Annotated in this window: 7 protein-coding genes; 2 read left to right on the plus strand and 5 right to left on the minus strand. The window is 31.9% G+C overall.

Features of this window, described 5'->3' with window-relative positions; all coding sequences use genetic code 11:
* Positions 1-4 precede the first annotated feature (4 nt).
* The gene (locus ACYU7A_RS08740) at positions 5-4,120 is read right to left on the minus strand and encodes a MopE-related protein (RefSeq protein WP_460575813.1); all 4,116 of its coding nucleotides are present in this window, start codon (positions 4,118-4,120) and stop codon (positions 5-7) included.
* Positions 4,121-4,715: 595 nt separating this feature from the next.
* Positions 4,716-6,131, minus strand: coding sequence for an autotransporter outer membrane beta-barrel domain-containing protein (locus tag ACYU7A_RS08745; protein WP_460575815.1), 1,416 nt, complete (start codon positions 6,129-6,131; stop codon positions 4,716-4,718).
* A 193-nt stretch (positions 6,132-6,324) separates the two neighbouring features.
* On the opposite strand from ACYU7A_RS08745, the gene ACYU7A_RS08750 reads away from it, so the two are divergent.
* The gene (locus ACYU7A_RS08750) at positions 6,325-7,245 is read left to right on the plus strand and encodes an ABC transporter ATP-binding protein (protein WP_460576690.1); all 921 of its coding nucleotides are present in this window, start codon (positions 6,325-6,327) and stop codon (positions 7,243-7,245) included.
* 55 nt (positions 7,246-7,300) lie between these two features.
* On the opposite strand, the gene ACYU7A_RS08755 is transcribed toward ACYU7A_RS08750, so the two are convergent.
* Positions 7,301-9,709: a prolyl oligopeptidase family serine peptidase gene (locus ACYU7A_RS08755; protein WP_460575817.1), complete on the minus strand. Its 2,409-nt coding sequence runs from the start codon at positions 9,707-9,709 to the stop codon at positions 7,301-7,303.
* A 151-nt stretch (positions 9,710-9,860) separates the two neighbouring features.
* Between ACYU7A_RS08755 and ACYU7A_RS08760 the strand changes: the two genes are divergently transcribed.
* Complete coding sequence (locus ACYU7A_RS08760; protein WP_460575819.1) at positions 9,861-11,120, plus strand: T9SS type A sorting domain-containing protein; 1,260 nt, start codon at positions 9,861-9,863, stop codon at positions 11,118-11,120.
* Between the two features lie 4 nt (positions 11,121-11,124).
* On the opposite strand, the gene ACYU7A_RS08765 is transcribed toward ACYU7A_RS08760, so the two are convergent.
* Positions 11,125-12,099: a T9SS type A sorting domain-containing protein gene (locus ACYU7A_RS08765; RefSeq protein ID WP_460575821.1), complete on the minus strand. Its 975-nt coding sequence runs from the start codon at positions 12,097-12,099 to the stop codon at positions 11,125-11,127.
* A gap of 4 nt (positions 12,100-12,103) precedes the next feature.
* Entirely contained in the window at positions 12,104-16,765 is a 4,662-nt protein-coding gene (locus ACYU7A_RS08770) for a T9SS type A sorting domain-containing protein (protein ID WP_460575823.1), read from the minus strand.
* Positions 16,766-16,937: the final 172 nt, after the last annotated feature.

The following is a 16,937-nucleotide window of genomic DNA, read 5'->3' on the forward strand; positions in this document are numbered from 1 at the left end:
TAAATTATCTTCTTATTACACGTAGTGTTTTAGTGTTAGACTCTTGAGATACTATTACATTGTAAACTCCAGATGGATATTGGTTTCCTAATTCAAAATTTTGAATATCAGAAGCGTTTATCATTTTGTCTTCAACTAGTTTTCCTATCATGTCGTAAACTCTAACTTGAATGCTAGCTTCGCTATTAGTTTTTACATCCAACTTGAAGTTCTCTGCAAATGGATTTGGATAAGCCAAAGCCTCAAATACATTTACTACTTCTAATTGAACATCTGATGCTATAGCTCTTGCTTGCATCGGAGTTTTGATTGTACATGATTTACTGTATGGACCAAAATTTGGCTCATTTGGTAACTTAACCGCTACTTGTACAGAATAAAGCTCTCCGTTTGGAATTAATCCAGGGAAATTGTTTAATGTAAATCTGTTGTATTGGTTATCATAGAATGTATCATAATCAACTCCGTTGTAAACTCTAAATCGATACATTGTTGCTCCATTAACTCCGTCTGCAATAATTAACTCTGAGTTACTTGTAACTTGATAGTTATTACATTGAACCGATCTAACTTGTGTAGTTGGATAAGACGGTGTATTGATATCACATGGTGTACCATAAGGTAAGAAGGTACCATCAGTATTTCTTAATGAAACTTCTACTCTATAAGTACTTGCAAACAAGATTCCTGACAATTGAGTCATATTAAACTTATTAGATGGTTGCGTAGTTTCTTGAGAAGTTCCTGTTGGATTTCCTGCAATTACTTTTGTAACTCTAAATCTATAAGCAGTAACATTAGAAACAGCTCCTGCATTTATCCATTGGTTCATAGCAGTTAGTGTACTTCCACATTGTGCTCCAATTGTTGAAACTGGATTTGGTGTGTTTAAGTAACATGGTGCTCCAAAGAAGGGTTGCCATACATTGTTGTATCGTACTGCAATCTCAAACATATATCTTGAGTTGTAAGTCGTTCCTGGAACGTTAGCCAATGAAATATTATTGGTTGGTCTGTCAATGATAACTGGTGTAGCAATTGGTGCATTTGTATTCATATCCACTTTAGTGATTTTGAATCTGTATCCTTGAGCAAAATTAGTCCAGCTTGCCGTAACAGTTGAGTACCATCCTGCAAGAGTTGTACCACATGTTCCTGATGGTAGTGACCCTACAATTGGTGTACAAGCATTGTCGATAATACCATTACAATCGTTATCGATTCCGTCGTAACATACATCAACTGCACCTGGATTGATAGCTGCATTAGCATCGTTACAGTCAGTTGAATTTGATACATAACCTGGCTGAGCACCAATAGCAGTAGATGCAAAATCACCATAACCATCACCATCATTATCTGCATAAACAGTATCATCACTAAAGTATACGTTATCTATATAAAAACGCAACGGTGAAGGTTGATTTTGTTCAAACTTTAAACCATAAACATTAGATAAATTAGCTCCTGCAAATTCAGATAAATTAATGGTAATTGAATTCCAACCAGTTTGAAGATTTGTGATATCTCTTCTTTGATCACCATCAGTTAAAAGCCAGAAAAATAAATTTGCAAATGGAGTATCAACATAAACATCCATATGTAAAGTTGTCATTGTTGAAACATTCAAACGTCTTTCTGTAGAGTCAATTAATCCAATGTATCCTAAATTATCTACTCTTAGCGCAGTGTCAGTACCATTTGGAACTGTTGTCAATGTAGTTCCTGCAGTCCAAAATGCTCGTACCATATCAAAACCAGGATCAGTAGTGTAAGCAGCGCTATACAATGATTTAACTTTAGAAGGAAGTCTAGCTGGAGGAATAGGTGATGGGCCAGGAGCAGGAAAGCTAACCACAAAAGTTGCTGTTCTTAATGATGGTCCATAAGTACCATCAGAAACTTGAGTTGCTGTAATGGTACAAGTTCCACCTGTACCAACTTGTATTTGGTCTCCATTTACAATTGTTGCTATTGCATTATTACTACTTGAGTAAGTAAAAGGACTTGTATTATTTGAAGTTGGAGGAGTAATTGTAAAAGTAGCATCTCCAACATTTTTAGCTGGTACAGTAAAAGTTCCAACTGTTGGCGGTTGTAAAGTTGCTGGTCTGTAGAAATATACATTGTCTACATAAGCAGTTTTTCCTGGTCCATTTAAACCTTCAAATTTAAGTTGGATTAATCCAGTCATATTTAAACCATTATTTACATAGGTAGATAAAGGAATATCAACACTGTACCAACCGTTTAAAGTTGGGAAAAATTGTGCATTTCTATCACCATTATTAAGTAACCAAATATTAAAGCCAGTTACATCTGGTGTATAAATATCCATGTGTAACATGGTCATTTCTGATACATTAGTAGGTGCAAAATTAATGAACTCAACTAAAAAATTACTCATTTTTTTGGTTGGATTTCCACCAAGTAATTCATCTGTTAATGAAGATGCACCTACCCAAACTGCTGATGGTAAATTGGTGTAGGCATCACTGTAAAGTGATACAACATCCCAAGGATTTCTTGCAGGAGGATTTGGTGCAGGAGTAGCTAATGGTGGAGCAGCAACGACTAATTGTGCAGTTATTGAACCAGCATCAAAACTTCCACTTGCAGCTTGGTTTGCTGTAATGGTAGATGAACCAATTCCGTTTATTTGTATTTGATTACCATTAACAATAGTAGCAACACTTGTATTACTACTTGTGTAAGAAAAAGCACCTGGGCTATCAGAAATTGGTGCTGTTAACACAATATTTGAATCTCCAAGAACAGCAGAAGGAACATTAAAATCACTTATAATTGGATCAGTTCCTCCGTTATAAAAGTAGATGTTATCTAAATAAATTTGTCTTAAACCAGGTTGATTGTGTTCAAATTTGAATCCGTAGATACTAGCTAAATTTGCTCCAGGATAACTTGTTAGAGGAATATCGAGTGAATTCCAACCTGCAACAAGAGGTCCAGTATTATAGTTTTGGTCTCCATTAGACAAAAGGAAAACGAACATATTTGCAATTGGTGTATTCAAATAAATATCAACATGGAGTTTTGCCATTCCAACTACACTAAAACGAACAGGTTCCGCACTAGTTACAAAACCAAAAAAACCAAAATTTTCTAATTTGATACAAGTATTTGATCCATTTGGAAAATTTAAATCAGACCCTGTGCCTGCAGTCCATGGAGCACGAACCATATTATACCCAACAGGATTAGGATATCCAGGAACAACTGGAGTACCAGTGTACATTGAAATTGTTGTACCAGGATCTCTAACTGGAGGAGTTGGAGAAGGTCCTGGAGCAGGATAAGTCACATTTAAAGTTGCTATAGAACTACTAGGTCCATATGTTCCATCTGAAACTTGTGAAGCTGTAATTATAGAAGATCCAGCTCCATTAATTTGTAGTTCATTTCCATTTACAATAGTTGCAACAGTTCCATTACTACTAGAATAAGTAAAAGTGCTTGTGTTGTTTGAAGTTGGCGGAACTAAAGTGTAATTTGGTGCGCCAACTGGTTGAGCTGCTACTGTAAAAGTTCCAACAGTTGGAGGCTGAAGAGTTGCTGGCCTCCAAAAGAACATATTGTCAATAATTAAGTTTTGAATATTTCCAGCTCCAGCTGGTTGATCATATTTAATTTGACGAAAATTTGGACGAACAGAAGCAAAAGAAGCACCTGAAATGTCGATGTTGAATACGTTCCATTGTCCAGGAACTAAAGGTAAAGTTGTAGGTATTTCAACTGTACCAGCAGTGATTTTAATAAGAGATAATCTTATTGAAGTAAGTGTTGAAGAATAAATTTCAATGTGAAAAGTAGTCATTGCAGACACATTAATATCACTTTGAGTTTCAGTTCCTTGATAACTACCAGTATTTTGATACTGTTTTACTGCATCACCACCATATGACGGTGTGGTTAAGTTGCTGGGATAACCAGCTGTTTGTCCCCAATTTGGGTTAAAATTTGTTCCCGGAACGTCCGAGTAGGCTGCTGAGAAAAGAGAAATGACATCCCAAGAATTTCTTCCAGGATCTCCAGGTGCAGCACCTTGTGATTGGCCTAATGTAAAAGACAAAAGGAAAATTAATAATAAAAATTTTTTCATAATTGTTTGATTTTGTTCAATTTCAAACTTACAAGTTTAATTTTCTCAATTAATAAAGTGTTAGTGTATAAAAACTATACGAAATTTGAAATGTTAAAAAAAACTATAAAAAATTAGATTATTATTCAGTTTCAACAATCATTGTTTAGATACTTACTTCTTAATAATTAAATAGTAATTATTATAATGTTGTACTAATGTATAGGTAAAACATCTTTACATTTATGTTAATACAACGTTTGAGTTGTGTATTGTCTAAAAAAAATAACAATAAAAATATTAATATTGTAATTATTGTTATTGGGTTTTGTTAATTATATAAAAATTTAGAAGAAAATGTTTTTAAAACGCACCAATGTTTAGCATCCATAAAAGTAAAATGTCACAACAATTATTTTGATAAGTTTTTGTTATGCAATTTTCGGTTCCCAAAATATTATCCAGAGTTATCATCTGAGAAAATTTTGACAAATAATGGATTGATGATGAAAATTTATAATTAGAAGTAAGTTTTTGCCAATCCAAATTCAGGAAGCTTATTGATTAAGAGCAATATCAATATCTTTTTTAGAAAAGTCACACTCGTTTCTTTGACTTATTTTAACTGCCTAATCTCAAAATAACTTTTCCCTACATAAGCATCAATTGTTGAAGGTGCATTTCCATTAAAAATATATATTTCTATATAATCACCAGGAATTAAGTTAATTGTACAGTTAATGATTCTTGAAATCAATTTGTCTCCATAATGATGTGAAGAAGTTTCTTGATATTCTACACCATTTTTATAAACGGCAATACCATAATATTCAGCATCTGATTTATTGAAAGTATGAAAACCTGCATTTACTTCATAATAGCCAGCTTTTGTTGCAGTAAATCTATTGGTTGTTGTGTTAAATTCAGAGTTGGTATCAAAAGCAATAGTATTAAAAGTGATTTTTTGCCAACCAGTTGATGCAACATTTTGATTTGCAGATAAATTAGTTCTTACTAACGATAAGCTATTTACTGAATTAGCCCAACTTGTTCCTCCTGCACCATCAGTTTGAAGAACTTGACCTACAGTTCCTCTTGATGTGGGAAAAGAATACCCAGATGTAGTTGGATTTCCTACTTGAATTGTACCGTTAGTTCTAACAATTCGATTATTAAATTCACCATAAATTAAAGCATTATCTATACTTGAGTCAGTTCCGTTTGCAGCAGTAGACATCTCAATATATAATTTATTACTTCCGGTTTCGTTATAACCAGCTTGATGACCAATGGCTACATTGTTAGTTCCAGTTGAATTTTGACGAAGCGTGGCAAAACCAAGAGCGGTATTGTTATTAGCATTAGCACTTGTTAAAGCATTTCTTCCAAAAGCCACATTTTCACTTCCTGATGAATTAGAATATAAAGCGCCAACACCAATCACGGTATTAGTATTTCCAGTCAAGTTTGAAAACATGGATTGGTCACCAATAGAAACATTTAATTGTCCTGTAGTATTGCCAGGCATAACATTGGTTCCGATAGCTGTATTTCGTATGCCTGTTCCGGCTGCATTTAAAGAGTTTGCTCCAAAAGAAGTATTCTTATTACCAGAAGCTATTGCAGGGTTTCCAATAAATCCGCTACGAATGTTATTTCTTCTTATCACTAAATCTACATCATCTGTAGTTCCAATAAAATTAGTTGCTGAACTTGTTCCGCTATTACCAGAAATCGACCAATTTGTATTATTTACGGTTGCTAATTGAACCCAAAGCGTACCATTCCAATAATAATAACCGTTTGGTGCAAACCCTGAATTATAAACTAATAATGAAGTTGTTGGAGATGCTATAGTTGTTACATCGGAAGTACTTGTTAAGGCTACTCTAGGAATAAGTAAACCACTATTTGTAGAAGTGATGTCCAACATAGAAGAAGCATTTGGACTAGCAGTGCCAATACCTACTTGAGCTTTAGAAATAAAACTGATTAAGAAAATACAAACAAATAATATTTTTTTAATTTCCATTGTTATTCAAATTATTTTGAAAAATATCGATTCAACAATTGCAAAGGTTATTAAAAGAATTGGGGCTACAAATTTCACTAAATTATCTCATTAAATAAAATATTTTTTTTTCATTTAGCTAATTATCAAAACTTTATCGCAAATGGCGTAAATCACTGATAAAATGTATCAAATAAGTTGTTATTTTTGTAAAATGCTTAGAGTTCAAGACATAATTTTTTCTTATTCGAAAGAAGTTACCATTAAAAAAAGTGCTTTTTCAATCCATAAAGGTCATAATGTTTCTATAATTGGCGAGAGTGGTTGCGGAAAAAGTACGCTTCTAAAATTAATTTATGGCTTGTATGACTTGAACGACGGAAATATTTTTTGGAATGATACAGAAGTTTTAGGACCAAAATATAATTTGATTCCAGGCATGGATTTCATGAAATATCTTGCACAAGATTTCGATTTGATGCCTTACATTACAGTAGCAGAAAATGTTGGAAAGTATTTGTCAAATATCGATTCTGAAAAAAAATGGAATAGGGTAAAAGAGCTTTTAGAAATTGTAGAAATGGAAGACTTTTTCGATATAAAAGCCAAAAATCTTAGTGGTGGTCAAATGCAAAGAGTTGCAATTGCAAGAGTTTTAGCCTTAGAGCCAGAAGTTTTATTACTTGATGAACCTTTCAGTCACATCGATAACTTTAGAAAAAACAGTTTGCGAAGAAAATTATTCGCCTATCTAAAGGAAAAACAAATTACTTGTATAACAGCAACTCACGACAGCACTGATGTTCTTTCATTTGCTGATGAAGTTCTGATAATGAAAAATGGAGAAATCATTGAAAGTGGAACTCCAAAAGCAATTTTTGAAAATCCAAAATCTAAATATATTGCTTCACTTTTTGGAGATGTGAATGAAATTAATATTGATGGTAAATTACAATACATTTACCCACATCAAATTAAAGTTGTTGAAAACTCAGATATACAAGTTGAGGTTTTAAATTCTTATTTCAGAGGAAGTCATTTTTTGATTGAAGCAAAATTGGATAACGAAATTCTATTTTTCGAACACAATTCAGAAATTCCCAAAACAACTCAAGTATATCTAAAAATAAAATAGACCTTCAAATTTACTTCAAAGGTCTATAATCTTTTTTCTATTTTCTATTCTCTTTTTAATTCTTCAAATACTTCTCTAAAAACTGATCTTGTTCCCAAAGTAAGTGAAAGATATTTTCTTTAGCAGCATATCCGTGTGATTCTTTTGGTAATAAAACCAATCTTGCTGGCGCACCAAGTCCTTTAAGAGCTTGGAAATAACGTTCAGATTGTAAAGTAAAAGTACCAGGATTATTATCGGCATCGCCATGAACTAAAAGTAAAGGTGTTTTCATTTTATCTGCATTCATAAAAGGAGACATTCCGTTGTAAATTGTAGGAACATCCCAGTAATTACGTTGCTCACTTTGAAATCCGAACGGAGTTAAAGTTCTGTTGTAAGCTCCGCTTCGTGCAATTCCACAAGCAAATAAATTAGAATGAGTTAATAAGTTAGCTGTCATAAAAGCTCCGTAAGAATGTCCGCCAACAGCCACTTTTTTACGATTGATATATCCTAAATTGTCTACTGCATTAATTGCAGCTTCTGCGTCATCAACTAGTTGTGTAATAAAAGTATCGTTTGGTTCTGTAGTTCCTTCTCCAATAATAGGAAATGAAGCATCATCTAAAACAGCATAACCTTTAGTTACCCAATAAACAAACGAACCATAGTTTGGAAACGTAAATTCATTTGGATTTTTATCATTTTGTCCTGCCGAGTTTTTGTCTTTAAATTCTGCTGGATATGCCCAAATTAATAAAGGTAATTTCTCTTTTTTAGTTCTGTCGTAACCTGCTGGTAAATATAAAGTTCCAGACAAATCTACTCCATCTTTTCTTTTGTATTTAATTACTTCTTTATACACATTTTTAATGCTTTCAAATGGATTTTTAAAAGCTGTAATTGGTGTTAGTTTACCAGATTTAATATTTCTAAAATAGTAATTTGGATAATCATTTTTAGATTGAATCATCACTAAAACATCTCCTTTTTTATAATCTTCAATTGACATCAAATCTTCTTTTTTGTCCATTATTTTTGAAGTGTATAAACGTTTTGTTTTTAATGTTTTCAAATTCAATTCATCGATAAAAGGAAATTGACCTTCTTTGGTATGTCCGTCACCAATTAAATAAGCATTGCCATTTTCGGTAGCGATTACATATCTTCCAAATTCATTCTTTTTGGTTTCAAAATTTCCTGGATCAGAATAGATGTCTTGCGAGTTTCTATCCGAAATTACTTTTGGAGTTTCATTAGGATTAGATGGATTTAACAAATAAGTTTTGGCATTTCTTGTATCATACCAACTATCATAAGCTATTGCAAAAGTGTCATTTCCCCAATTGATTCCGCCAAAGCGTTGTTGCGTCTTCATCATAGAAGTTGGTGCCGAATTGAAAGGCGCATTCCATTGAAAAACTTCATCTCTATAATCTACTTTTTTAGCTTGATCACCTTCATCAAGTGCTTCTACATAAACTAAAGTTGCTGGTTTGTCTGCTCTCCAACTCATGCTTCTTTTTCCTTTTCTAACTGAAGAAAAACCTTTTGGCATAATTTCCGTTAAAGGAACTTCATTTACTGGCTTAATTTCTTTTCCATTCAAATCATAAACTACAGATTTTTGTGGAAAACGACTCAATGGAACAATATAAGAATATGGTTTTTGAATTGTAGTAATCATCAAATAATTTCCATCTGGTGAAAAACTTTCTCCAGCATAAATATCAGCTGGTTTGAATAAAGTTGAAGCTCCAGAAATCGTTACTTTATACAATTCGGATGTTACTAAAGCATCAAAATTAGCTTCATCATTTTTGTTTTTCAACAAATCTTGATACGTCCTATTTTGAGATTTTGCACCATCACTTACAGAAACGGTTGGTCCTTTTGGTAAATCTTTTTTCTCATTAATTAAAGCCGGACGATTTTTAGGCAAAACTTTTACCAATAACGTTTGATTGTCATTCATCCAACTGTAAGGACTTCCTAAATTGGCATTCAAATTGTCTGATGTTATTTTTTTTGCCGAAGCGGTTGCCACATCAATTATCCAAAGTTCAACTCCAGAATTCGTAGTATTCGTAAATGCAATTTTCTTTTCGTCTGGCGACCAAGAAATGTTGGTTAGTCTAGCATTTTGAGGAAGACCTGATACTTGAGTTTCGTCTTTAGCAGCTATTTTTCTAATTTTTAAATTGCTGATATACGTAACCGTACTCGAAATATTAGTCACAGGATTAATACGTAAACCTCCCAATCGCATTTCTTCTTGATTTAAATCGTCAAGCGTTTTGTAAGTATTTCTGTAACTTAAAAGCATGTATTCTTTTTTAGAATCCATACTTACAGATGGTGCTCTTTCATAATCGGCAAGAGCTAAAATCTCTGCTGAAGGCTTTTGGTAGCTAAGATTTTCTTGAGCAAAAGTTAAGCTAATAACTCCCAAAAACAATAATGCAATAAATCGTAATTTCATAAAGTTTAGTTTTAGTGAAAATTTATTGGACTAAAGTAAAACAAACTTGTTACATAATTGTTTTGGTTTGTGTTAAAAATATCCTTAAAAAAATTCACCAATTTTAAGCTACAGCCAATTAATTTTATAATTTTATGCAAAATATTGATTGATGAAAAAATTCTACTTTTTATTGCTGATTTCTTCTTTTGCTTCAGCGCAATTAACATGGTCACCACTTCCAAATGCTGCGGTGAACACCAACGGACAACGATTTGATGATGTTTTCTTTTTGAATGAAAATTTAGGTTGGGCCGCTAATGGATTTTATGCTGCAGTTTACAAAACAACCGATGGTGGTTTAAATTGGAATCTACAAACCAATAATGCGATACTTGGTAGCAGTCATTATTTTAGAAATATCGAATTTCTTGATGCCAATATTGGTTTTTTAGGAAGTTTGAATGGTAAATTTTACAAAACTCTTGATGGTGGTGCCACATGGAATTTGGTTACCATAACCCCAAATCCAGCTGCTATTTGTGGTTTGGATTGTGTTGGAACTTCAACTATTTATGGCTGTGGTGCTTATTTTTCTCCAGCTTACATTATAAAATCTACCGATAGTGGTGCTACGTGGCAATATATTGATATGAGTGCACACGCAAATGCTTTGGTAGAAGTATTATTTTTGGATGTAAATACAGGTTATGCTGCTGGAAATAATGCTACTGGAGCAGTAATCTTAAAAACTACCGATGGCGGAACGACGTGGTCAATTCTTTACAATGGCTCTATTCCTGGTGAATATGTTTGGAAATTACAAACCTTACACAACAATACCAATGTAATTTTTGGAGCCATAGAATCGGTTTTTCCTAACGATGGAAAACTTATAAAATCTATAAATAATGGCGCTACTTGGACAACAAAAAATGCTCCAGAAGTTGACATTCAAGCAGTTGGTTTTGTAGATGAAAATCATGGTTGGATGGGTGGTCATGTCACAGGTTTTTATGAAACTACCAATGGTGGCGATACTTGGACAAACACAACTGTAGGAAGTAATTTAAATCGAATTTTTATTTTAAATAATGATTTGGCTTATGCTTGTGGAACTACTATTTACAAAATGACTAATAATTTAGCAGTCAATCAATTTCAAGAGCAAGCTAGAATACCATTAGTCGTTAGGGTTGCACCAAACCCAATAAAAGACAAATTGAATTTAGAAATTGATTTTAAAGGTGTAGATCATTTAATGTTAGGATTATATTCTAGCACAGGACAACTTATAAAACAACTAAAGCTTGATGAAATTGAAGGCGCTATAACCAAAAAGTACACTTTTGATTTTCCTTATCCTGCAGGAATCTATTTCATCAATTTACACACTAATACTGGAAGACAGTCGGTTAAAGTAGTGAAGTAAAAGATTATTGCTTCACTACTTTTTCTATTATATCACTATTTTCTGTACTAATTTTTACAAAATAAATACCATTACTATAATTAGAAAGGTCTAACGAGGATTGATTATCACCTACAATTTTAGAAACTAAAAGCCTACTCAAACTATCATACAACTCAATACTTTTGATGGTTTCACTACCATTAATATTTATTATTGAGCTTGTAGGATTAGGATATAAAACTACTTTATTAGCTGCAAACTCCTCACCACCCAAACCACAATTGCTTGTAATGCTTATAGTTTGCGCCGTACCACAATTGTTTAAATGATTTTGCACACTAGCCAACTCACTAGCATCAACACATATGGTAGCCAAGTTTGGATTGCCGGTTTTCCAGCAGTCGTTGAAATTTACATTACTAAAATCGTGGTTAATACCGTTTTTTAGATTGATGGAGGTTAGATTGTTGTTTTTACATTCTAATTCTTTAAAAAGAGGATTAAGACTAAAGTCAAGTTGTGTTATTTGATTATTTGCACATATTATCGATTTCAAATTATTAAGTCCCGTAAAATTCAAATTATTTATTTGATTATTAGTACAATTAACACCCTGTAAATTTGTTAACCCTGTTAAATTAATATTTGATAAATTATTAAAATCACATCTTAAAATTTTTAATTGAGTTAAACTTGTTATATTCAAGCTACTTAAAGAGTTATAATGACAATACAAAAATTGTAAATTTGTAAAAAATTCAATTCCATCGAGGCTACTAATATTTGATGTGAATAAAAATAAGTAGGTTACATTTAATGCTTCGCTTTGTTCAATTTCTCCATTATTGTTAAGATCAATTTTTATAAATCCTGCAATATTATTATTTATATCTGCTTGTAATAGTTTATTTTTAAAATTTATATCAGGAATTGGAATAATTTGAGAAAATGATAAACTTTTAAATAATAAAGCTATAAATACTAATTTTACTTTCATAACTTTAATTTTTAATAATTTTTTTTGTCACTGTCCCGAAATTGTTTGACACTTTTAACAAATAAGTGCCACTAGGTAAATTAGTTAAAAATAATTCATAATTATTTACATTATTTATTTCATCAGAATATACTCGTTGATTTAATAAATTAAAAACCTCGACTTTTGTTAATTTTGATACAGTATTATTAAAATGTATATTGAATTTATTATCTGACGGATTTGGCTCAACAACTAAATCATTAAAATTAATTTCATTATCACTATTAGATAATCTACTGCTAAAACCTACCACATTAATCCATTCTGAAACTGTGCTACAAATGTTTGGGAATAGTTTATCACAGATTGTATATTCAAAAAAATAGGAACCAACTGGAGCGTTATTTCCACCATATATGATTTCACCATTCGGTAAAATAAAAAAGTAGTTATTAGTATTCCCAATATAATTAATTGCACCACTCAAAACAGCGTTACCATTTGCAGCTATATTAACAGGCACACCATTATTTGGTGCAGCTAAAAAGCAATCTGTTGAATATGTGTCAGTGCTAAAAATGTTATAGCTTGCTCCAGGTACTTGTGCACCAGTGGTTTGAAAAGTATAAATACCAGGATTAGCTCTAATTTTCGAATTAACAATTACTTGAAATGTTATATCATTTACACAACCAGAAGAACTTCCTGCTGGGCAAAGATTATAATTAAAATTATAGGTTCCAGGTAAGGTGTTAGCAGGAACATTAATGGTTCCGTCTGTGTTTAATGAGAAGCCTGATGGTGTTGTTAAGTTGTTTATATCTATTGTAGTGGCATCAGCACGCAATCCTCCTATTGAAACTTTTTCAAATATTGATTCTGAAGTAGTATAAGCATTTTGTGCATAACAAACATTTATTTCGGTCTTTTCATCAGCAGTGATTGTAGAGTCATAAATTGTAATATCAACTCTAATAATATTACTTTGCAAACAATCATTTTCTAAAAAATATTCAACTGTGTAAATCCCAATTGGTAAATCTGGTGGTATATTTAAGGTTCCGTCTTGATTGATGGTTATATTATTTGTGGTTGTAACTAAAACAATATTTAATCCTAGTGAATTGGATGTGAAAGGATTTCCGTTAAAGGTATCGTTTAAAAGTATGTTCGGGCTTAAAAAACCAGTTGATGAATAGGGTAAAAACATAGTATCTTGATTAGCAACTAATGAACCACCATTTATAACAGTAACTATTTGAGTAAATGGATTAGTACAGTTATTATCTGGATAAAACGTATAGTTTGATGTTGCTGAGTTATCAACAGTATCTGGAACCCAATTGCCATGTATTCCATCATCTGAAAAATTTGGTAAATGTGGTCTTATACCACCTAGACATATTGTAGTTTGAAAACTAAATAAAGGTGGAGTATCTGGTTCTACAATAGTAACTACATATGAAGTCATTGAACTGCAAGAGCCAACTGTTAACAAGTATAGAACTTCAAAAGTACCTGATTGATTAATAAAAAGCTCTCCAGTTGTTGGTTCAATATCTGCTATACTAACATCCGATGATAACCAAATACCACCATTAATACTAGCTGAGTATGTTTCTCCGCTATTTCTACAAACACTATTACTTCCAGTTATAGTAACTGATGCATTATTAACTACAACTGTTAATGTAGCTTTTTTTGCGCATTGTCCATTATCTGGTGTAAAAGTATAAGTTGTTGTTTGTGTATTATTTATTGCAGGTGACCATGTACCTAAAAAACCATTATTAGATATAGATGGTAAAGAAAATACATCTCCTACACAAATAGGAGCAATCGCGTTAAATGTGGGAATTGCTGCATTTATTGATGTATTTACAGGTATAGTCAAAGTTGTAGCGATAGCGCACGAATTTATACTAGGCGTAAAAGTGTAAGTTGTAGTTGCTAAATTATTAAATGCAGGAGACCAAGTACCAGTAAAACCATTGTTTGAAGTTGTTGGTAAAACATAAGCAGCACCATTACAAATTGCTGTAACTGCTGGAAAAGTTGGTACTATAGAAGGAGTAGAAACAATAATATTTTTAATTAGTGAAACAGGACAAACCGAACTATTAGTATAAGTGTAAGTTATTGCAATATTACCTATACCTGATAGTGCAGGACTAAAAGAGTAAGTGCTACCATCAAATGTAACACCTTGACCAGAAAAAGAACCAGAGAGAGGAACCGCATTTAAAAAAGTAGCCAAATTTGAAATAATTGGATCACCACAAGCAATGTTAGTAGGCAAATTAAATTCAGCACCATTAGTTGGGATTAAAGAAACATTATCTACAAAATAATAAGAATATAAGTTACCATTAGATACATTATTTAGATTTGAAAAAGTACATCCGTTTGAAGGAGAACTAACAGCTGGTTGTAAAGAAAATTGCACATTATTTAAACCTCCAATATATAAAAATTGTTCTCCTCCTGTAGGTGAGGTAAAATTGAACACAAATGTATCCCAGAGATTATCGTTATAATTTGTTGTATAATAGCTATTTTCATAGAAAATACCATTTGAAATATCAAGATTTCCAGATGTTGGAATAGGAATGTTATTGGAACTTAAAAAAGCTTGAATTTTAATGACGTTAGCGCTTGTATTTTCCGCTTTTGACACATTAAAACTTAGTTGATATTCTACTCCTGCAATTAATGGTGTAGATAATTTTGTCTTTATTATTTCATATTGATTTAATAATGGGTTAATAATATTTTTTTGTGTTAAAAAACCTGTATGTGCACTACTACCGGCTACAGTCACATTTTGTTTACCAATTAGACTACATGGAATTAGAGGTGTAAATGTTGGAGAAAAAAGCACGTTGGTATGAAAATAGTCTGTTCCACCAACGACATCATCCCACCAACCGCATGCTTTATTAATTTGACCTAAATTGTCAGGAAGTGAAGAATTTTGTTCAAAATTTCCATTCATAACTAAATCACAAGCGTTTGGGATTGGATTACAACTAGTAATTCCCATCTGTCCTCCACTATTATTTATTATTGGCTGAACATAAACATAAATGTATGTAATATTTCCCAATTCATTTCCATTTTTAGGGACATACCTTAATAAGTGAACACCAGTTACTAAACTAGTGAAAATTATATTTGTTGAAGAATTTCCAAAAGTTGGACTAATATTTGAACTAGCAGTTATATCTTCTAAACCAATAAATTCAGTAGCGTTAAAATCATTTAATAATATATTTGCTGCATTTATACTAATATTTGTGCCTTCATCTCCTATATATGTGAAGGTATTATTAGGATTCTTACCATCATTAATTCCTGCAACAGTTATTCCATTACAAGCATTTGTATTTTGATAATTATAGAAAGTGTTATTTCCATCAATTTTTGCACCACTAACACCAAATGAAGTATTTACACTATATCCTACATCGCATAAAGCTGCTCTTTCTTCTGGTTTAATGTAACGTTTTGTTGCACCACTATAATTAGCATTACTCATAACAAAATAACTGTTATCTGGATAATGAGAAGAACATGTTGGATAAATTTCATCTTCAAAATGGCTCAAACTACTTCCGTTTTCAAAACAAGTTGGAGTATATACAGGAACAATACCATTTGAACCAACAAATTTTAATGCATCATTGCATAGAGTTGTATCAATAGAATTTCCTGAATTAATATTACCTGGAATTGAACATCCAGGACGTAGAATGTTTGTGTTTAGTAAGTTGTTAAAAGACTGGTTGTATAATAGAGAACTTGAACTAGTTGTCAATAAAGCGACATTACTGTTGTTTTTTAAAAATTGGTCATATCTTGAAAAATATTTATAATTTGAACCAAATTGAGAAGTTCCATTAGCATTTACCAAACTATTAAAACCTAAAGCATGCAACATTTCATGAAGTACTATTGAGTATAAATCAATCTGTGTCGAAGTAGCAGGATTTGACGTATCAAGGTTCCAATTATAAGCCGTAAAACCAGTTGTTGTATTTGTTGGATTAAAATTGTAAGCCATATACCCATGATAAAAAATACCATTTGCGTTTGAGCTTCCACCATTTGAAACTAAGGGTGCAACAACATTAGCATATGAATCAACTCCAGCATGAATAGTCTTCCATATTTCATTATCAGTGATACCTCCAATTGAATTATTTGATGGCATATTATAAAAACCACTTGCCACACCAAGAACAGAATTATTAGCATTTGGAATGTTGTTAATATTTCTTACCCAAATATTAACTTTAGTTGTGGATGTTGGCTGTAAAGCTGAATTAGTTGTAGTTATAAAGGCAGATAAATCCTCAAAAACTTGACATATGACAGCTCTTCTATCGTTGTCAATTTGACTTGCAATATTATCTAAACCACACCCAGTTTCAAAATATAAATTAAAAATAGAATTAGTAGAACAACCCAATAAAGCTACTCTATTATATGATTGGTTATTATCGGTATTTATTAAAATATCATTAAAAGTATATTTATTTCCTTGTTTGTCAAAAATTGCATCCAAAACACCATTAGGGGTAATGTGTTTGTTTTGAGGATTTTGAGAATATCCAACAGAAACAAGCATAATCAGTAAAAAACAGAATAGTTTTTTAAGCGAAAAGTGTGTGTGTGTGTCCATAAGAAGGATTTAGTGGTTGATTTTCAAATATATGAAAAAAGTTTTACTAATTAAAAATTATTTATTAATCTATAACCTAGTAATTTAATTTTATACTCTTATTTGCACACTAATACTGGAAGACAGTCGGTTAAAGTAGGGAAGTAGTAAAAATAGGACAGATATTATTTGT

The organism is Flavobacterium koreense, from assembly GCF_054776075.1.